Below are 20,120 nucleotides of genomic sequence, written 5' to 3'. Positions count from 1 at the left end.
TGGCCAGTTTCGGTTGACACAAGAATCGCCCCATATGGGTCAGCTTTCATTAATAACTGATTAGTTGCTGCTGACTCACGACCAGCATACCGACATCTTGAGCTAACAATTCTTCCACTAAAGCCCAGCGAGTTTCAAAAAAAGCGGTCAACTCCCGATTACGCATGTTGCCTAAGCGCAGATAAACCAGCCGGGGCGGTGCCCCTTTGAGAAAAAACGCATCGGGAAAGTCGGAGTCTTTAGTCACAATAATACGATCTTCTTGCAGAGCTATTTTGGCAATGTCCGCATCCTGCAACAGATGACCTTCGGGAAAGTGGGTCGTGTGAATGGCGTCCGCACCCTTCCAGCGCAGATAAGTTGCCAGCATGGGCGGTAGCTGGGTATCGACCAGAAACTTGAACACGGGTAATTAAGATGCTAATGGCAAGGCCACGATACTACGGGCGTTGGCAATATGAGCCGCATAGAGTAAAGCGGCTTGAATATCAGCTTCTTCCAGGTAAGGATAATCAGCTAAGATTTCTTGATGGGTCATACCCGCGGCCAGCAGTTCGAGCAGTTGGGCCACTGTGAAACGCATATTGCGCAGGGTTGGCTTGCCTTGACTAACAGCTGGATTGAGTGTGACACGAGCCAGAAGATTTTCCATCATGAATGAACGTTTCACGAAGCTACGACTTTTTAGCTTTCTTTGCTATCTATCGTTCATTGGCGGTTTGTCGGGCGACAGGGAGCCCGTCCCTGCGGAGAGTTTTCAGCCCAACTGAAACAGGTGTGTAAAGGTACGAGTACGTATGTTCAGTGAAGTAACTTACTCACCATCAACCCCTGTGGGTGTTGGGTGGTATATACAAGTAGTGGTCTGTAAGTCAGGGTTCTGGCGACAGGTTGTACGTCCCACACGGGCAGGTTTAGGCTTCCATTTCGGGTTTCGGCTGACAGGCCAAACGCCCCGTTAGGCAAACGATTATACGAAGTTTGTTATCACGAATCCAGGTATTTTTCAAATCAAACTAAGTCTATCATGGAACGTAAAGATTTTCTTGCAGGGATCGTGGGAGGTTTTTCACTTCTAAACCTACCCACCTTTGCTTCTGGCTCTCATTATGAAGACCCTCTAAAGCCTTTTTATATTCCACCCACTGCCCCTCTGTTGCCCGGTCCTGGAAATTCAGACATACGCACTATTATTCATGCCAAGCAAACTAATAAACAATTCTCAAATGTAGAAGTAGCTATGGCTCCAAAACAAATGGGACCATCCCCGCACGTACATGAAGAGTTAGACGAATTAATGTACGTATTAGAAGGAACCGCTACCGTAATGATTGGAAAGGAAATATACGAAGTTGAAGCCGGTGGCTGGAATTTTCGACCTCGACGTATTGTGCATTCTATCTGGAACGCTTCGGATAAACCGTTACGTTTTATAGACAATTTTTTCAATCAAAACTTTGAGGATTATTTGGAGGAGCTAGTTCATAAAATAGTTCCTGACATGATAAGCAGACACCTGAATCTGACAACACCGGAGATTGCCAATAGATTAGCTGCTCTTGATAAGAAATTCGGCGTAACGTGGTTTCACAATCAACGACAGGCTATTATAGACAAATACAAGTTGCAAGGATGAAGCTTGATAGCGTATAAAAAAGTGGAAAGTACGTTGTCATCGCTCCGCGTGGGGTAGCTGTCGGGTGACAGGAGGCAGGCCGCAAGGTCAACCACAGCAGCCCAACCGGCAGGGGGTGTAAAGGCAGGTAAGTCGTTCGCCCCTTTCAGCTTACGTCCACACCATCAACCCCCTGGGTCGTTGTACGAGATACTCCCTACATCCCCTTGCTTTTGTCCTATTTTTTGGGTTGCTTGCCACAGCGGGAAGCTCGCTTAGCAGCGAGGGCAAGCAACCCAAAAAATGCCCGGTCAACCGCTTCAGTCCATCCCCCGGACTGGATAGATGAAAACGGCCACCAAGCTGTCGGTCGAGCCGGTCGACCATCGATACAACATGGCAAGGGTGTACACTGCCTGTCGGTCGCGTCAACCCCTGTGGGTATTGGGTGGATAGCCAAGCGAATAACGTAACGTGTTGAAAAATAGCGTGTTTGCTACGTATCATGCATTCGCTCGGCGCGGGGTAGCTGCCGGGGTGACAGGAAGTCATCCTGAAGAAAGTCGACAGTCCAGCTAAGCGAGGATGAAAGTCGAAACAATTCGCGTCAAATCAACTAACTCGCTCATCACTGACTCTCCCTGGCGGTAGATTATATAACCAGGTCTGACAAGAATACCTAGCTGAAAAAAGTGTAGTTTCAGGTCATGAATGTGCTTACAATCGACCAGCCAGTACCGATCTACAGATTGGAGGATGACCCAATACTAGGCAATAAATTATTCAGTATGATTCGGTTTGAGGGGATGTTGACGCACCAGTCTGATCTGCTGATCCCGCACCGCAAAGATTATTTTCTGCTTGTTTTCATTCGGCGGGGCAACAGTCGTCATTGGGTGGACATGAGGCCCTACGTAATCAAAGACAATACGCTTCATTTCTCCGTACCCAATCAGCTCGTCGTCAAAGAAGAGCCGAAACCGCTTTGGGGCACGGCACTGGCGTTTACAAACGAGTTTCTGGCCTTGCAGGAGAACGCTTCATTAAGCGGACTGCCGTTGATCCGAAATCCACAGAACGCACACGAATTGCGGCTTACAGAAACCGATATAACCTTTACAGAGGATATACTCGCTAAAATCTATACCGAATATAACCAGCCCGGCGAATGGCAGCAACGTATGTTGACCGCCTACCTGACCGTGTTCCTTACATACCTGAGCCGACTGTATACCGAACAGTTTGAGGGCCAGCCGCTTTCGACCGACAAGCTTTTGCTCAGAAAATATCAGGCCGAAATCGACGAGCACTTTCGTGAACTGCACCAGGTGAGTGCGTATGCTTCACTACTCAACGTATCGGCCGGGTATTTAAGCGAAGCCGTGAAAGCCCAAAGCGGCAAACCCGCCATTACGCATATCCATGAGCGGCTAATACTGGAAGCCCGGCGGCTGCTGTTTCATACCCAACATTCATTGAAGGAGATCGCCTTTGACCTCGGTTTTTCGGAGGCTTCCTACTTCAATCGCTTCTTTAAACGCGAAACCGGCGCAACCCCGGCCGATTACCGAACCAGTATCCGCAAAATGTACCAGTAATACCGATGGATGTGTCCCGACCGGGCGCAGGGAGTCCCATAGCTTTGTACTGTCAATTAACGTAAAATCATGAAGACAGTACTTATTACAGGGGCCAACAAAAGCATCGGTTTTGAAACGGCCAGACAGTTACTACAACAGGGCTATTACGTGTATCTGGGCAGCCGCGATGCGCAAAAAGGGCAGCAGGCGGTCAATCAACTGAAGTCAGAAGGGTTCGACAACGTAGAACCGATTGTAATAGACGTAGACAATCCAGAGTCGATAAAAGCGGCCCGGACGACGCTCGGTCAGAAAACGAGCACGCTGGATGTGTTGATCAACAATGCGGGCATCAGCGGAGGTCTGCCGCAACCTGCGCTCGATACTGACATCAGCGTGTTTAAGCAGGTGTTTGACACCAATTATTTTGGGGTGATCAACGTAACACAGGCGTTCATCGACTTACTGAAGCAATCAACGGAGCCCCGAATCGTCAACGTTACGTCGGGGTTAGGTTCGCTCACGTTGCATAGCGATCCTACCTGGAAATACTACGCCGTTAAGCCAGCTTGTTATGCAGCCTCCAAAGCGGCCCTGAATGCGTATACAATTGTGCTGGCTTATGAGCTGCGCGATACACCGTTCAAGGTAAACGCCGTTGATCCGGGCTATACCGCTACCGATTTCAATCACCACAGCGGCCCTGGTACGGTAGCCGATGCGGCTGCCCGTCTGGTAAAAGCAGCTACCTTAAGTCCGGATGGTCCGACGGGTCAGTTTTACAGTGACGACAATGCGCCGGAAACCGGGATAAGCCCATGGTAATTAATACAAAGCGAGCCTGATTTTTATCCGTAAAAGCTGTCTGCCAGCAACCTACAGGGTTGATCAGGAATTATCTTTCCTAAAGGCAATCGAGCTGCCCGCTCAACAGAATTCTTTTATCAGTACGTATTGACTGACCACCGCCTACGATGAAGCAACGGCTTTGTCTTGGGCGGTGGTCTCTTTCTATCAGCGTCCTGCCATTACAAGCGATTCAATTTACCAAATATGTAAACTAGTAGGCTACCAATCTCCATTTTCCGCTCAGGTATTCTTTCTCTCAATTGGGGTAACGTTTCAGACGGTTCACCGCTGTATCGAATTTTTAAGCAGGACGGGCACAATAGGTTTGCCCCTGCTTTTATTCCCCGAAAAGCATCCATCACATAAACCACCCGTTGGGGAGCGGGCGATTTTTTTATGAAACAACCAATTTTATGGGTTCTGGTCTGGTTACTGACCACGTATCGCAGCCTGGCTGCACCACCCGGCACGACCGATCGCATCCGGGTCGATCAGTTCGGGTATTTACAGAATTCCCGCAAAGTCGCGGTTATTGTTAGTCCGCAGGTTGGCTCCGATGCCGGTCAGCCATTTAACGCCAGCACCGGCGCGAACCAGTATCAGCTGCGCCGATGGTCCGACGATGCCGTCGTGTTTACGGGTACCATTCAGGCCTGGAGCAACGGCGTCACGCAGGCGTCATCGGGCGACAAAGGCTGGTGGTTCGATTTTTCAACGGTCAACACGGCCGGTTCGTATTACGTCTTCGATGTTGGCAACAACGTCGGCTCGTACCGCTTCGAGATTGGTGACAACGTGTACAACGAAGTCTTGAAAGCGGCCGTACGCACGTATTTCTATCAGCGCATCAACTTCGCCAAGCAGCCCCCGTTTACGGATGCGAAATGGGCCGATGCTGCCACGCACGAAGGAGCCGGTCAGGATCGGCAGGCCACCAGTCAACAGGCCAAGGGCGACATGCGCACCGCCAAAGACCTGCACGGCGGCTGGATGGATGCCGGGGATATGAACAAGTACGTGACCTTCGCCGAAGAGCCGGTGGCCCTGCTGGTGGAGTCGTACCGGCTGAACCCATCGGTGTTTGGCGATAACTTCAACATTCCAGAGTCGGGCAACGGCATACCGGATATTCTGGATGAGGTGAAGTGGGAGCTTGACTTCATGCGCCGGATGCAGGACGCAACCGGTACGGGTGGTCTGCTGCTGAAAGTAGGGGTTGACAATTACAACGAAACCAATCCGCCCAGCGCCGACACTCGGCCCCGCTATTACCTGCCCGAATGTACGTCGTCGACCCTGTCGGGAGCGGCTATGTTTGCCGCAGCGGGGGCCGTCTACAAAACCATCCCGGCCCTGAACGCCTACGCGCAGGACCTCATCGCCCGCGCCGAGCAGGCGTTCAATCGCGCCAAAGTAACGACCAGCAATTTTACCTCATTCCAGACGAGCTGCGACAATGGCGACATCAAGTCGGGGGATGCCGACAAACCAACCGATATTCAGCGGCAGTCGGCGGTGGTAGCGGCCATCTACCTGTTCGAAGCGACGGGCAAGGCGGAATACAAAGCCTTCGTGGATGCGCAGTACAACCAGATTCAGCCGATTGCCAACGAATGGTGGGGGCCGTACCTGATGCATGTTCACACGGCACTGTTGCGATATGCCGCTAACCCGGCCGCTAACCCGTCGGTCGCATCACGCATCCGGAGTCTGAAAAGTCAGCAGAACAGTGTGCTGTCGATCAACGACTATAACGCCAAAACTGACCTGTACCGGGCGCACATGGCCGATGCACAGTACCACTGGGGCAGCAACCAGGTACGGGGCAATGCGGGCGTGGCCAACATGGACTTCGTGGATTTCAACGTAAACACGGGGAATAAAGCGCTTTACCGCGAAGTGGCCGAGCAATACCTGCACTGGTTCCACGGGGTCAATGCGCAGGGTAAAGTGATGCTGTCGAATATGTATGCCTTTGGTGCGGAGAACTCGCAGAACGAGATCTACCACACCTGGTTCGCCGATGGTACCGCCTGGGACAACGCCCTGACCTCACCCAAAGGCCCCGCACCGGGCTACCTGACGGGTGGTCCCAATAACATGGACCAGTACGACGGGACACAGGGATCCATCCGCAACGAACCGCTTCAGAAGCGGTATAAGGACTGGAACGCCGGATTCCCCGAAAATTCGTGGATTTTTACGGAGGTGGCCATTTACAATCAGGCTCCGTACATCAGTCTGCTGAGCCGCCTGATGACGCCCACCTCGGACCCGACCGATACCGAAGCGCCAACGGCACCCGGCAACCTCGTAGCGTCGGATGTGTCGCCCTACTCGGTGAAGCTGGCGTGGACAGGCTCGACCGACAACCGCGCCGTAACCGCCTACGAAGTGTATCAGAACGGCACCAAAATCGCTGAGACGCCCCAGACGTTTATCACCATCGAAACGCTGTCGCCCAGCAACAGCTACGAGTTCACGATCCGGGCCATCGACTTCTCGGCGAATCGCTCGAACCCCAGCAACGCAGTGACGGTGAACACCCCCGCGCCCAGCCCGAATGATTACATCATCTACGGCGACGCGCTGCGCAGTACATTCTCGAACTGGTCGTGGAACAGCACCCAGAATTTTGCCAATACCAGTCCCGTTAAAATGGGCGAGCGGTCAATACGGGTGGACCCAACGGTCGCCTGGGGAGCCCTGAGCTTGCGCAACAGCGAGGTGCTGAACACGGCCAATTATCCTGGTGGTCTGCAATTCTGGTTCTACGGCTCCGACAAACCGGTACGTGTCACGATGAGTCAGGTCGATACCGGCCCGACCACCGATTTCTACCGGATTACGGCTGAACCCAATACATGGACACTCGTGCGGATTCCGTGGAGCGAGTGGGGCAACCCGGCGCAGGTGCAGCGCATTTCGTTCACCGACGGGTCGGGTGGCCCGCAAACCTTCTACATCGACGATGTCCGTCTGGTAGCGGGTGATGCCACCACCGATACGCAGCCGCCGACGACACCAGCGAACCTCTCGACCAGTAACGTAACGGCCACCAGCCTGCGCCTGAACTGGACCGCTTCGAGCGACAACATCGGCGTAACGGGGTATGAAGTTCTACAGGGTAATTCGGTGATCAACAGCAACGTAACGGGTACGTCGCTGGAGGTTACGGGCCTAACCTGCAACAGTTCGTACAACTACACCGTACGCGCCAAAGATGCCGCGGGCAACGTATCGCCCAACAGCAACACGGTGTACATCATGAGCGCTGCCTGCACGGACAACCAGGCTCCGAGCGTACCGGCCAATCTGGCCAGCAGCAACGTAACGGCCACTGGGTTTACGCTGAGCTGGGCCGCTGCTACGGATAATGTAGGCGTAACGGGGTATGAAGTCTATCAGAATGGCACGCTGCTGAACAGCAACGTAACGGGTACGTCGCTCAACGTAAGAGGGCTGACCTGTAACACGGCCTATACCTATACGGTACTGGCGAAAGATGCGGCTGGTCATAAATCGGCCCAGAGCAGCACACTCAGCGTAACGACCTCCGCCTGTGCCGACAGTCAGGCTCCGAGTGTCCCGGCTGGGCTAACAGCCAGCAACGTAACGGCTTCCGGTGCTACGTTGGCCTGGACTGCGTCGACCGATAATGTGGGCGTAACGGCCTACGAAGTATATCGGAACGGCACGCTGCTGAATGGTACCGTAACGGGCACATCACTGAACGTAACGGATCTGGTTTGCGGTACCGTGTACACCTTTACCGTGCTGGCGAAGGACGCAACGGGCAACAAATCGGCTCAGAGCGTCCCGGTGAACGTAACGACGTCGGCCTGCCCGCCTTCGGGAAGCGACATGATTTACGACGAGGCTCTGAACGCTGACTGGAAAGAGTGGGGCTGGTCGGTGAGCACCAACTATAGCGCTACGAATCCGGTTAAAATTGGACAGAAATCACTGTCGGTTCAGTACACCGATGGTTGGGGCGGCTGGGCCATTACGCGCAACAGCCACTTCATTACAACCCCGCAAACGGCCGTTCGCTTCTGGATTTACGCCACCACCAACAAGACCATCGGTGTGTGTACCAGTTCGGAGAACGAAAGCGGAGTAAGCCCATACGTATCGTTCCAGCCCACGCCAAATACCTGGCAGGAGGTGGTAGTGACCATGCCGCAGCTGGGCAATCCGGCCAAGATCAAACGGCTGACGATTCAGTCGCAGGGGGCGGGCACAAACCTGATCTACGTCGATAACGTTCGCTTCGAAGGCTCGTTTAACGTAACCGCCAGCAACGTAACCCCTACGGGTCTGCGGTTGAACTGGACAGCTCCGGCGGTTGACAATGTCGCCAGCTATGCTGTATACCAGAACGGTAGTCTGCTCAACGGCAACGTATCGGGCACTTCGCTGGACGTATCGGGACTAACCTGCGGCATGGCGTACACCTATGTGGTGCGCGCCAACAATGCCCAGGGGAACGAACTGGTGACAAGCGTTCCGGTGAGCGCGACTACGGCGTTCTGCCCCGGCTCCTCGACCGTCGAAATGATCTACGACGAAGGGTTCAACCCCGGCTGGGACGACTGGTCGTGGGGATTAGCGACCAACTACGCGAATACCGGCACGGTAAAAGCAGGCCAGAAATCGGCCGCGCTGACCTTCGACGGTTGGGGTGCCTGGTCGATTTTCCGCAAAACGGCGCTGCCCGTTACGGCGCAGTCAACGATTCGGTTCTGGCTGTATCCGACGACCAGCAAAACGCTGACGGTAACGACTTACGCTGAAAACGACAGCCAGGCCAGTACAACCGTCACGCTGACCCCCACGCCCAATACGTGGCAGGAGGTGACGCTGACGATGCCGCAACTAGGCAACCCGACGCGCATCAAACGGCTGGTGCTGAACATGCCGACCTTCGGACCAAATCCGGTTTACCTCGACAATGTCCGGATCGAAACGCCCAACGGTGCCGCGCGGGCCGCGGCTGCCGTAGCAGAGTTTCCCGCCGAAGGAGTGATGATCGTCAGCCCTAACCCAACCACGGGGCCGGTACGTGTAGCAGTACTGACAGACCACGCGGAAGCGGGTACGTTGTCCGTGCTGAGTTTGCAGGGGTCGTCCGTTGTCAGCCAGCCGGTAACGGCACAGCCCGGCCGGAATGAGTACACGCTCGATCTGGGTCAGCAGCCTTCGGGTACGTATCTGGTGCAATGGCAAACGGCCACCAAACGACTCGTACAGCGGCTCGTGCTGGTGAAGTAGCCTGCCCCTATACTGAATTCATTCACGAATGATTCAGGAGAAGAAAACCCTCCGGACTTGTGGGCTAATTCCACAGAACGGAGGGTTTTTGCGTTGGTCGGTCGCAGTTCGACCGGTTCAATCAGTTCGTATGATTCAGAATACAAGTTAACCTACACATTAATCTGCCCTGGTCTATCACGAGTCATTTTCAATCACCAAATACGGGCTGATGCGTACGGAGTTGTTAATGCGCAGGCATCCTTCCTTTATTCGTACGAAACCACCAGAAACAGGACTCTAGTAAGCCTTATAAAGGTCCGGCTGGACCCTTCGTTTAGTTACCTTCCGCAGTCGGCTGGCCCGGTGTCTGATCAGTACCCTCCGAAGCTGGCGGGGTGGTCGATTTGGGCAGACTTACCCGCTGCATTTTATAATTCCGCAGCGTTACGTCCTGCTCCGGAGTATGGTTTACCTCGATGCCACCCGTCGGCACGGCATTGGGCACCTGGCGTTTATAGTTGGCTACCTGCCCCTGGGTATAACCCGGTGCGCGAACCGCTACGCCTTTTTGGTTTTCCCACTGACGGGCAGTGGCTGCTTTGTTAGGATGCTTGTAATTGTGCGTCGAGTACGTACGGTCGTTCCGTAATTTCTGGTCGTCCTGGGCCGAAGCGGTCAGGACCGAAAGGCTTAAAAAGGCTAAAACCAACAGGTATGTTTTCATAGGGATCTTATCGTTTTCAAGGCCAACCAGCCCGAAATGAGCTGTTCTGCACTCACTTGCTGATTGACATTACAAATGTCGGATACCGGGGTTAGGCTCGTGTTAGAGCGACATTAGAACGGGATTAGAAATGATAAAGGGGCCCCGAAAAGCTGGATTAACTGACTGGTAGACGAAGGATAAATGCTTGCCTGATGGGAATTACAAACCAAATACTGACCGTCATTGAGCGATTCATCATTTTACGTACCGTAAAGACGAAATACGCAACCCGGCAGCTGGTGCGTCAGCGGGGTAAGGTAACCGTGAACGTAGTACCGGCCTCAGCCGTAGACTCAGCCCGGATTTCTCCCTGATGCAGTCGAACGATACGTTCCGTCAGCGAAAGGCCGATGCCATGTCCGGGGTGCCCATCCGCATTGCGGCCCCGCTGGAACGGCATAAAAATCGTCGACAGCTGATTGTCGGCAATCGTGGGTCCGGTGTTCTGCACAGTCAGGTGCAGCGTGCGTTTCTGACCGGATAAATGCACCGTAACGGTATGATCGGGCGAGAACTTACCGCCGTTCTCCAGCAGGTTAAACAATGCAGTACGTAATAAGGCTTCGCTGCCCGTAATCTGCCAATCGGCGTTCGGTCCCGCCGGCTGGTCGACTGCCAGATGAACCGTGTAGGTTGGTTGTAAGCGCTCAAGCTCGGCCTTGACCTGCCGCAGCAGGTTATCTACCGGCACCATACCCATCGGTACGGCGGAGGAATCCATGCTGGCGCTGGCCAGGGCCAGCAAGCCGTTGGCCATCCGGTTCAGGCCGCGCACATCATCCAGTACCGAGCGAAGGGTTGCCCTCAGTTCTTCGGGCTCATCGTCGGCCAGCAGCGATACCTCCAGCTGGCCGGTAATGGCCGTTAGCGGGGTACGCAGCTCGTGGGAAGCATGCGACACGAACGAGCGCTGTAGGCGAAACGCTTCTTCCAGCCGGTTCAGCATCTGGTTGAACCGCCCGGCCAGTTGGGTGAACTCATCGGCCTTCGCGCCTTCGGGTAAGCGCAGCGACAGATTCGAGGCCGTAATCGTATCGATCTGCTGGTTGATCTGATTGATGGGCTGCAGCGTTCGTCCCGCAAAAAAACGACCGGCTGCCAGAATCAATCCCGTCATCAGCAGCCAGCCAATGCCCAGAAGCTGCGCCAGATTTAACCCGGTCCGGGCACCATACGTATCAACTCCCGACGCAATAATCACAAATGACCCGCCGGTTACGGCAAACCGAATACCCAAAATCGCGCGGTTGGCCTCCCGCCAGTATAGCTCCCCCTGCCGCCGAATGCGGTGTAAGGTTTCGGGGGAGATGGTCTGGTAGTCAGTGCCGCTTTCGTACACCAGCCGATTCGTTGAATTATAAATTATAATTTCCTCCTGCGGTAATACCGTCAGTTGATTCTTGTCCAGCAGCTTATAGAGCGTCGGTCCGATCCGTTCCTTACCGATCAGCAGGTGCCCCGCCGTCAGGGCTTCGGAGCGCAGCCGATTCTGAAACTGCCGGGTCAGATACTGCCTGGCAACCACAAACAGAAGCAGACAGAACAAGGCCAGCAGCACCGAAACAAGGGCCGTAAACAACAGGGTCAGGCGACTGCGAAGGCTCATTTTTCTTTCAGTACGTAGCCCATGCCAATCAGCGTATGAATGAGCTTGACGGGCGAATCTTTGTCGATTTTAGCGCGCAGGTAACTGACGTACACGTCAATAACGTTGGTACCCGTATCAAAACCGATATCCCAGACCTGCTCGGCGATGTCGGCTCGGGAAACAACCCGTCCGGCGTTACGCATCAGGTATTCGAGCAGGGCGAACTCACGGGCTGTCAGCTCAATGGTATGTCCTCGCCGACGGGCAACGCGCTCATGCAGATCAAGTTCCAGATCAGACACGCGCAGGATTCTGTCAGTTTCCTCCCCATTTCCCGACCGGCGGAGCAGGGCTTTTACGCGGGCCAGCAGTTCCAGAAAGTCAAAGGGTTTTACCAGGTAATCGTCGGCTCCAGCCTCAAATCCGAGCAGTTTATCGGCCGTTGTGCCCAGGGCAGTTAGCATCAGAATGGGTACGTGAGGATTCTGACGGCGGATGTACTGAGCCAGGTCAAGTCCGCTCACATCAGGCAGGTTCACATCCAGAATGATCAGATCGTACGACGTAGTATCGAGAAATTGTCTGGCCTCCTCCCCGGTCAGGGCAAGCGCTACCGAGTACGCCTGGGTCTGTAATCCTTTTTTGATAAAGGTTGCCACTTTGGGCTCATCTTCCACCAGAAGCAGGTTTGCGTTGGAACCAGTCGTCATACAGTTACACGTGGGTCATCCCGAAACAGGCTTTTCAACCAATTCCGGACACCCTCAAAAATAGGCTGAAAGGGCCTAGACACCACGTATCGACGGTTATTTAATGCAGATCTGGTGTCATTTATTGGGTTGAGTCGGCCGAACGGTCTTCATCTGAATGATATCGACCAGAAACGCAAAGGCCATCGAGAAATAGATATAGCCCTTCGGTATCTCAAAATGCAGCCCTTCGGCCACCAGCGACATGCCGATGATCAGCAAAAAACACAAGGCGAGGATTTTGAACGAAGGGTGCTGACTGATAAAGGAAGCAATCGGCTTAGACGCCAGCAGCATGATACCTACCGTAACGATGACGGCGGTGTACATCACCCAAAGCTGATCGACCATGCCCACGGCGGTGATAATGGAATCGATTGAAAATACCACATCCAGTACCAACACCTGAATCAGTAAGTCGCGAAATGTAGATTTAGTCGTGTCCGGTGCGTTGGCATCGTCGCCAATCTCAGCTTTGTGGTAAATTTCGGTCGTGCTTTTATAGATTAAGAACAAGCCTCCCGCTATCAGAATCAGGCCCTTACCACTAATCGCAATAGTAAACACGGTAAACAGCGTTTGGTCGAGTTTCATGATCCAGGCAATCAGCGCCAGGAGCCCAAGTCGCATGACCATGGCCAGGCCAATACCCCAGTAACGCAGCTTGTCCCGCTGGTCAACGGGTAGTTTATCGGCCAGAATCGAGATAAAAATAATGTTGTCGATGCCCAGAATTATCTCCAGCACAATCAGCGTTAGCAGGGGTACCAGGTTATCGGCAAATTCCATTTGTCATTGATCGGTTTAGTCAGGACTTGATACTCACCCATAGTCCCTGCCAGTCTAACCAGCATCAGGCGCGGTGTGTTTAAGAACGGGATCTACGTACCACCGCTATTGCAGCCCAATTCCGTACGAACTGAGCCCCTTCTCCACGCGCGAAACGCCACGCCCTTGGCAGTTGCATACGGCTTCTTCGGCGCTGCTAGTTCAGGTAGTCCGATCACTGTCATTTTCCGGATTTCCTATAGTTGCCGTATGAGGAGGGCACCCATGTTATAAATTCCCTTCCCCGATGTCGCTCTGACAGTCAGCCTTTTCGAAGGCGCGTTTTCCTATTGTCTTTACGTAAGATCATCACTTGAAGTAAGTGCTTCACCCGATACGTCAGCTCGTTCTGCATTCGCGGTAACGTACCCTTGTGTAGCCTTTACCGCTGATTCGTTTTCTTTTCCCAAAAGCAGTTTGAGTTGATAAGCCTCAGCTCCAGGCGGCCAAAGCGATACACTTAAAATAGCTTCTAAACTTTGTTTTCCATGCAAAACGGTTTGACCGACGACCAAATCAGACAATTCATAGATAGTGGTTTTGTCCGCATCGATAAGGCTTTTTCGCCCGAAGAGGCTCTGGCAGTACGTACTATTCCCTGGCGTGATATGCCGGGCGCACCAGACGATCCCAGTACGTGGACAAAGCCCGTAGTATGGCTCGGCATGTACCCACAGGCCCCTTTTATCTAGGTAGCTAATTCGCCGGAGTTACACCAGGCCTTCGACCAGTTAGTCGGGCCGGGAAAATGGCTGCCGTTACAGAGCATGGGGACGTTCCCGGTTCGTTTTCCGTCGACGGAAGAATCCGGTGATGCGGGCTGGCATGTCGATGCTGGTTTTCCGGGTGACGATCCGGCCGACTTTTTTAGCTGGCGCATCAATGTCCGGTCGAAAGGCCGGGCCTTGCTGATGCTGTTCTTATTTTCGGACATCAGCGAACAGGACGCGCCGACCCGCCTTCGGATCAGTTCCCACTTAGACGTTGCCGGTCTCCTGAAAAACGCGGGCGAAGAAGGACTTTCATTTATGGAACTGGCCACGAAGCTGACTGAATTACCGGAACGCGACGTAACGCTAGCCACCGGCAAAGCGGGCACGGTCTATCTATGTCACCCGTTTCTGGTTCATGCCGCGCAAGCGCACCGAGGTACCGAACCCCGATTCCTAGCCCAGCCGCCCCCTCGTGCTCAAGAATGAATTGACTATTGCGGATAAAGTGACTGACTATACCCCGGTAGAAGCGGCCATCCGGTTAGGATTACGTAGTTAGGGTGTTTAAAAACTGGGGGAACTGGTATTTTGCTGACGCCAGGTCGGACCTGGCGTCAGTCTTTTGCTTATAACTATGGCTGCCCACCGCCACCAGCGGCTCCGTACACTTGCCCTGTGGCGTAACTACCATCGTTGGCGGCTAGCTGAACATAGATTGAAGCCAGTTCAACGGGTTGTCCGGGGCGGCCCAGGGGCGTGTCACCACCGAAGTTCTTCAGCTTCTCTGCCGTAGCACCTCCGCTCGGCTGCAGAGGTGTCCAGATTGGCCCCGGCGCTACGCCGTTCACCCGGATTCCTTTCGGACCAAGCTGTTTCGCCAGCGACTTCACAAAATTCATCGTGGCCGCCTTGGTCTGAGCGTAATCGTACAGGTTAGCCGACGGATCGTACGCCTGTTCGGAGGTTGTACCGATGATGGACGAGCCAGGCGGCATGTGCGGCAGAGCAGCTTTGATGATCCAGAAGGGCGCGTAGATGTTGGTCTTCATGGTTGCATCGAAGTCTTCCGACGTAAGGTCCAGAATGGATTCGCGCTGCTGCTGCCGGGCCGCATTGCTGACCAGAATATCCAGCCCACCCAGGCCTTTCACCGCTTCATCGACCAGTCGCTTGCAGAACGCTTCGTCGCGGAGATCGCCGGGAATGGCAATCGCCTTCCGGCCTTCTTTCTTGATCAGGTCAATTACCTCTTTAGCATCGGGCTCCTCGGCGGGCAGGTAGTTGATCGCTACGTCGGCTCCCTCACGGGCATAGGCAATGGCTGCGGCCCGACCCATACCCGAATCGCCACCAGTGATCAAGGCTTTGCGTCCCTGCAACCGGCCCGACCCTTTGTAGCTGGTCTCCCCATGATCGGGGCGAGGGTTCATTTTGCTCGCCAGACCAGGCCAGGGTTGCATGGGCGTGTTAAACGGTGGCTTGGGAAATTTCTTGGTCGGGTCGACAAGCGGTGCCGGAGCCGACGTAGTTGAGTTCGGCACCGCCGTTTCCGAACCGGCAAACACCGGAGGAGCCAGTACGGTAGCCGCTAAACTGCTGCCAATACCGCCAATCACCTGGCGCCTGTTGAGTTGATTGTCAGTAATCATAGTTGTATTCTGTCGTTGAGTATACGTTTGTCGAGAAGTAATCTACTTTCTCTATAAGCATACGACTAACTACATGTTACAGACTATGGTTAGATTTTTTGTGGTATTTAATTTGGAAGCCTTTACCTGCGGCCTTGTGGTTCTCTACTGCGTGCTACAGAGTGAGTCGGGAAGCCGCCCTTCTGAAGAACTGATACTGCCAAGCAGGAAACCGACTCCGGTTCACAATACCTTACCCAAAACGGGTATATTGCGTCTAAACAGCTTCTCAGTTTGTATTAACGCAACTTTACTGCGTCTATTTATGAGTTAACGGTCATTGTAAAGCGACTCCCTACAAATATTGACAAGAAAAGAAAATGGCAACAGAACAATATCCAAAAATCTATTTGTACAGACGAATTGTTCAGGCAAAACTCTACATTGACAAATTCTATTCTGAAAAAATTGACCTTGACAATATTTCAGACGAAGCATATTTCTCCAAATTTCATTTTATAAGATTATTCAAATCTATCTACGGAAAAACACCACATCAATATCTCACAACAGTAAGAATTGAAAAAGCTCAACAACATTTGCAACTAAACAAATCTGTCAAAGATGTTTGCTTTTTGATTGGTTTTGATAGCGTGAGCACATTTAGTGGACTCTTTACCAAGATAATTGGCAAGACACCTTCGGATTATACAAACCAATACAACGAAAGAAAAAAGAGAATTGAAACTTCGCCTTTAGCATTTGTACCAAGTTGCTATTCATTTATGCACGGTTGGACAAAGAATAGCAATTTTGAAGATGGCAATAAATAAATCATTTCTGACCTTTGCCTTGAGTTTAACAAATAAAAGAAAAAGCAATGATAACAAAATTGACGGTAACAAACATTCACGTCATAGACCAAAATAGTGCCTATGATTTCTATGTAAACAAATTAGGGTTCAAACTTGTGGACGACATTCCAATGGGACCAGATACTCGTTGGCTGACAGTCTCCCCAACTGAACAACCAGACTTACAGCTTGTATTGTTTCCAGTTAAGGTAAGCAAAATGTTTCCAAAAGAAGTTGCAGAATCATTAATTGACCTTATCAAAAAAGGAATATTTGGTTGTGGTGTATTGACCTGCAATGATATTTTTGCTACATACGAAGAACTGAAGGAAAAAGGCGTAGAATTTATTAAGCCCCCTACAAAAGAATTTTATGGTACGGAAGCATTATTTAAAGATGATTCAGGCAATTATTTTTCATTACAGCCTCTGAACAACTTTGATAAATGAAAACAATATTTGACAAATCTACAAGAGATGAGTTAGTTAAGAGAATTAATTCACTAAATGAAAATAATAAATCTGTTTGGGGTAAGATGAATATTTATCAAATGCCCAAGCACTGTACAATATGGAACGAGTGGGTTTTGGGCACGAAAGATTTTGTTTACAAACAAGATTTTATTGGAAAGATATTTGGCGAAATGGCGTTAAAGAGCAACACGAAAGACGATAAACCAATTGGAAAAAATATGCCAGCTGGAAAAGTATTTACAGTTAAGGGAAAAGTTGAAGACTTAACAACTCTAAAATCAATTTGGGTAGAACAGATTAAATCCTACGAAAGCTATTCAAACGACAATTTCATTCACGACTTCTTTGGCAAAATGACCAAGGAGCAAATCGGGATTTTTGCATTTAAACATAATGACCACCATTTAAGACAATTTAATGCGTAGAAGAACAACGAACCGCTAACATCACATTTGCAATAGGCGGGGTTTCGTGCTCTGCAAACAGTTTTGTGGTAGCCGAAAGTGCAGTGCTCCGAACGAACAATTGTGCTGAAAAGCCCGCCCATCGCAAATCTGCAAAACGTTAGTGGCAATCGCATGACAACACAACCAAAACATACTATTTCAATTGACCGGGCGAATAACTTAATACAGTACGGACAGCCGTTGGTTGACTCATACATTGACGGGGAAATCAAAATAGAAACAAATGAAACTGCAAAAAGGAAGTTACTTTCGAGACCAGGCCTTTAACGCTAGCTATTGAGTCCGGAAGATATAACATAACATCGACAGGCAAAATGACAATTAAAAAGCTCGTTAAAACTACCGGGACAATTCTGATAAACAAAGACACAGAAAGTGTGTTCAACTTCTTCGCTAATCCAGTCAACGATACTTTATGGCGAACAGAAATAAACAAATCAACGCTCAATGGTCCTTTGCAAGTAGGCGTAACGGTTTATGAATATTCCTATTTGTCAAAAAAAGCACCTGATAATTTGATAGAACTAAAGTGTGTTCAGTATGATAAAAGTAGACTTGCAATTTTTGAAACACCCGGAAATGCCGAATTTTACTTACGAAGTGAACGACAGGTAAACCCTATTTTCGACATTACGACAGAAATTGTTTATACACTTGAGTTTGACATAAACGTAGTAAAATTTGCGTTGGGTTTTCCTCTACCCAAATTCATTATTTCATTTAAAGCAGGTAGTGACATGGAAAAATATTTACAACGATTAAAGTCAAAACTTGAAAACCAAGAACAAAAGCCTGGCCACTAATCTCGATTGGATTAGGGTAATGAAATCAACGTTTTCGCTTCTGGTAGTCATTTTATGCAAATAATAGGCGGTCGTTCGATACGTTAGCCGTTATCGGCTAAGGCAACCGTTAACCAAAGTAATCTAAGAGCGTATGCGTAAGCTGTTGATAATTGGTTTGCTATTCAGCTATTCAAAGGCCCTGCCTGCTCAGCAGCCTGTACCGGTCAAGCCGCGCGTTTTGGTGAGTACGGATATTGGGGGCACTGATCCGGATGATAATCAGTCGATGGCGCATTTGCTGATGTACAGTGATCGGTTCGACATCGAAGGGCTTGTTTCTTCGCCTTCGTATGGCGATGGATCGAAAGCCGAAATCCTGCGCCTGATTGACCTGTACGCAAAAGATTTACCCAAATTTAAAAAACACAGACAGGGCTTTGCTTCGCCGGATGACTTACGTGCGGTTTGCAAGCAAGGGCGGCACGGGGCGGCCCCTTACGCCGGGTATGCCACCGCCACCGAAGGATCGAACTGGATTATTCAGTGTGCCAGAAAACAGCGTAAGCAGCCTCTATGGGTATTGGTCTGGGGTGGCCTGGAAGACCTTGCCCAGGCCCTGCACGATGCCCCTGAAATTCAGAAGACCATAAAAGTTTACTGGATTGGCGGCCCCAACAAGAAGTGGAGCGTCAACAGTTACGCCTACATCGCAAAGAACTTCCCGAACCTTTGGTTTATCGAAGCCAATGCCTCCTATAACGGCTTCTTTTCAGATAATGGAGTACCTGACAGCCTGCACAACAAAAACTACTACGATCGGTACATTCGTGATACCAGCTATCTAGGTAAAGATTTCAGGGATAACCGCTACAAAGGCATTATCAAGATGGGCGATACGCCTTCCCTTCTCTATCTGATGGATGGCGATCCCAACAACCCGTCGCGCGATAACTGGGGCGGTAGCTTTGAACGATTTAATTACAGTCCACGCATCGTTTATAACCGCAATACCACCCTTGCCGATACCGTCCCGGTGTACTCAATCGTCGAACTTCATTTTAAAGGGCCGACGCTAGCCATTCGCCCGGATTCAGCCTGCTTTACCATGACCGTACAGGCACAAATTGGCGAGCAGACGTGGGCTGGCTTTTACCTGGGCGACGGCATCTATGCCATCAAATATGCACCCAAGCAAACCGAAACGTTGACGTACACCATTACGTCAGGGATACCCGGTTTTCAGAAACAACGTGGACAGTTTGTGGTCGACAATCACTGGCCCGGCGAACCCCGTTCCACGAATTATAAACTAGGTCCCAACTGGTACACAGACCGCAAAGACCCGCTCTTGTTCGACGGCATCTGGCAGGGTGCCCGGACTGTGCTGAAATGGCGTAATGAAGCCTTACTGGATTGGGCAAAACGGTGGGCCTGGCTTCAGTAACAGACATGTTTTGCGGGCAAGTCCGTTCGAACAGCCCTTTTTACACGCTTCGGTACGTCTGCAACACGTAACAGATCGTTTCCATTCTGCGCCCCTGACAAGCTGCGTCCTCATACGTAGCGCAAGTCTTTCCACAAACTTCTCATAAAATTTGCGTAGTCAAATAGCTACATGTATATTTGTAGTCAAATGACTACGCAATGAATTTAAGACGAGACGTATTCCAGGCTATAGCCGACCCTACCCGAAGGGCCATCCTTCTGCTGGTCGCTTCGCAGGCCATGACGGCCGGGGCCATTGCCGCCAACTTCGACACGGCCAGGCCGACAGTATCCAGGCACCTGCAAATCCTGACCGAGTGCGAATTGCTCGCTCAGCAGCAAAACGGCCGCGAAATCTACTACCACATTAATGCAAAGAAGATGAAAGAAGTCGCCGACTTTATCGAACCCTTCCGCCAGATGTGGGACGACCGGTTCAACAAGCTGGAGGCCATCATGAAAAATTACGACTCGAAAAAATAAA

The 20,120-nt window shown here is 51.3% G+C and carries 19 protein-coding genes; 12 read left to right on the top strand and 7 right to left on the bottom strand.

Annotated elements, in window-relative coordinates; all coding sequences use genetic code 11:
- Positions 1-49: 49 nt before the first annotated feature.
- Together ACYVBJ_RS24160 and ACYVBJ_RS24155 are read right to left on the bottom strand one after the other, a co-directional pair.
- Positions 50-406, bottom strand: coding sequence for a DUF5615 family PIN-like protein (locus tag ACYVBJ_RS24160; RefSeq protein WP_460984859.1), 357 nt, complete (start codon positions 404-406; stop codon positions 50-52).
- 6 nt (positions 407-412) lie between these two features.
- Positions 413-655: a DUF433 domain-containing protein gene (locus ACYVBJ_RS24155; protein ID WP_460984858.1), complete on the bottom strand. Its 243-nt coding sequence runs from the start codon at positions 653-655 to the stop codon at positions 413-415.
- A 372-nt stretch (positions 656-1,027) separates the two neighbouring features.
- Here ACYVBJ_RS24155 and ACYVBJ_RS24150 point away from each other — a divergent pair, with 372 nt between their 5' ends.
- The 4 genes from ACYVBJ_RS24150 (at position 1,028) to ACYVBJ_RS24135 (ending at position 9,318) form a co-directional block, all read left to right on the top strand.
- On the top strand, positions 1,028-1,636 hold the full coding sequence (locus tag ACYVBJ_RS24150) for a cupin domain-containing protein (protein WP_460984857.1): 609 nt from the start codon (positions 1,028-1,030) through the stop codon (positions 1,634-1,636).
- A gap of 767 nt (positions 1,637-2,403) precedes the next feature.
- Positions 2,404-3,213: an AraC family transcriptional regulator gene (locus ACYVBJ_RS24145; protein WP_460984856.1), complete on the top strand. Its 810-nt coding sequence runs from the start codon at positions 2,404-2,406 to the stop codon at positions 3,211-3,213.
- A 69-nt stretch (positions 3,214-3,282) separates the two neighbouring features.
- The gene (locus tag ACYVBJ_RS24140; RefSeq protein ID WP_460984855.1) at positions 3,283-4,020 is read left to right on the top strand and encodes an SDR family oxidoreductase; all 738 of its coding nucleotides are present in this window, start codon (positions 3,283-3,285) and stop codon (positions 4,018-4,020) included.
- 420 nt (positions 4,021-4,440) lie between these two features.
- Entirely contained in the window at positions 4,441-9,318 is a 4,878-nt protein-coding gene (locus tag ACYVBJ_RS24135; protein ID WP_460984854.1) for a glycoside hydrolase family 9 protein, read from the top strand.
- A 316-nt stretch (positions 9,319-9,634) separates the two neighbouring features.
- Here the strand turns inward: ACYVBJ_RS24135 and ACYVBJ_RS24130 are convergent, their stop codons facing one another.
- The 4 genes from ACYVBJ_RS24130 to ACYVBJ_RS24115 all read right to left on the bottom strand — a co-directional run bounded on the left by ACYVBJ_RS24130 (position 9,635) and on the right by ACYVBJ_RS24115 (position 13,192).
- Positions 9,635-10,024 carry a hypothetical protein gene (locus ACYVBJ_RS24130; protein WP_460984853.1) on the bottom strand — a complete coding sequence of 130 codons (390 nt, stop codon included), beginning with the start codon at positions 10,022-10,024 and terminating at the stop codon, positions 9,635-9,637.
- A 286-nt stretch (positions 10,025-10,310) separates the two neighbouring features.
- Positions 10,311-11,672: a HAMP domain-containing sensor histidine kinase gene (locus tag ACYVBJ_RS24125; protein ID WP_460984852.1), complete on the bottom strand. Its 1,362-nt coding sequence runs from the start codon at positions 11,670-11,672 to the stop codon at positions 10,311-10,313.
- A complete protein-coding gene (locus ACYVBJ_RS24120) occupies positions 11,669-12,364 on the bottom strand; it encodes a response regulator transcription factor (RefSeq protein ID WP_460984851.1) in 696 nt (231 codons plus the stop codon). The genes ACYVBJ_RS24125 and ACYVBJ_RS24120 overlap by 4 nt, the downstream gene beginning before the upstream one ends.
- Positions 12,365-12,481: 117 nt before the next feature.
- Positions 12,482-13,192 carry a TerC family protein gene (locus ACYVBJ_RS24115; protein WP_460984850.1) on the bottom strand — a complete coding sequence of 237 codons (711 nt, stop codon included), beginning with the start codon at positions 13,190-13,192 and terminating at the stop codon, positions 12,482-12,484.
- 527 nt (positions 13,193-13,719) lie between these two features.
- Between ACYVBJ_RS24115 and ACYVBJ_RS24110 the strand changes: the two genes are divergently transcribed.
- Entirely contained in the window at positions 13,720-13,923 is a 204-nt protein-coding gene (locus tag ACYVBJ_RS24110; protein ID WP_460984849.1) for a hypothetical protein, read from the top strand.
- 75 nt (positions 13,924-13,998) lie between these two features.
- Positions 13,999-14,430, top strand: coding sequence for a phytanoyl-CoA dioxygenase family protein (locus ACYVBJ_RS24105; protein WP_460984848.1), 432 nt, complete (start codon positions 13,999-14,001; stop codon positions 14,428-14,430).
- 146 nt (positions 14,431-14,576) lie between these two features.
- Here the strand turns inward: ACYVBJ_RS24105 and ACYVBJ_RS24100 are convergent, their stop codons facing one another.
- Complete coding sequence (locus ACYVBJ_RS24100) at positions 14,577-15,593, bottom strand: SDR family oxidoreductase (RefSeq protein ID WP_460984847.1); 1,017 nt, start codon at positions 15,591-15,593, stop codon at positions 14,577-14,579.
- A 359-nt stretch (positions 15,594-15,952) separates the two neighbouring features.
- Between ACYVBJ_RS24100 and ACYVBJ_RS24095 the strand changes: the two genes are divergently transcribed.
- From ACYVBJ_RS24095 to ACYVBJ_RS24070, 6 genes are all read left to right on the top strand, one after another.
- Positions 15,953-16,405, top strand: a complete 453-nt coding sequence (locus ACYVBJ_RS24095) for an AraC family transcriptional regulator (protein ID WP_460984846.1) — start codon at positions 15,953-15,955, stop codon at positions 16,403-16,405.
- A 47-nt stretch (positions 16,406-16,452) separates the two neighbouring features.
- Complete coding sequence (locus ACYVBJ_RS24090; protein WP_460984845.1) at positions 16,453-16,875, top strand: VOC family protein; 423 nt, start codon at positions 16,453-16,455, stop codon at positions 16,873-16,875.
- Complete coding sequence (locus ACYVBJ_RS24085; protein WP_460984844.1) at positions 16,872-17,324, top strand: DUF1569 domain-containing protein; 453 nt, start codon at positions 16,872-16,874, stop codon at positions 17,322-17,324. The genes ACYVBJ_RS24090 and ACYVBJ_RS24085 overlap by 4 nt, the downstream gene beginning before the upstream one ends.
- A 356-nt stretch (positions 17,325-17,680) precedes the next feature.
- Positions 17,681-18,169: an SRPBCC family protein gene (locus ACYVBJ_RS24080; RefSeq protein ID WP_460984843.1), complete on the top strand. Its 489-nt coding sequence runs from the start codon at positions 17,681-17,683 to the stop codon at positions 18,167-18,169.
- Positions 18,170-18,302: 133 nt separating this feature from the next.
- Positions 18,303-19,595: a nucleoside hydrolase-like domain-containing protein gene (locus ACYVBJ_RS24075; RefSeq protein WP_460984842.1), complete on the top strand. Its 1,293-nt coding sequence runs from the start codon at positions 18,303-18,305 to the stop codon at positions 19,593-19,595.
- A gap of 200 nt (positions 19,596-19,795) precedes the next feature.
- Positions 19,796-20,119 carry an ArsR/SmtB family transcription factor gene (locus ACYVBJ_RS24070; protein WP_460984841.1) on the top strand — a complete coding sequence of 108 codons (324 nt, stop codon included), beginning with the start codon at positions 19,796-19,798 and terminating at the stop codon, positions 20,117-20,119.
- Position 20,120 lies beyond the last annotated feature (1 nt).

This window comes from Spirosoma fluminis, from assembly GCF_054778895.1.
Note: the sequence above shows the minus strand (reverse complement) of the source record. Positions and strands in the feature narration are given on the sequence as shown.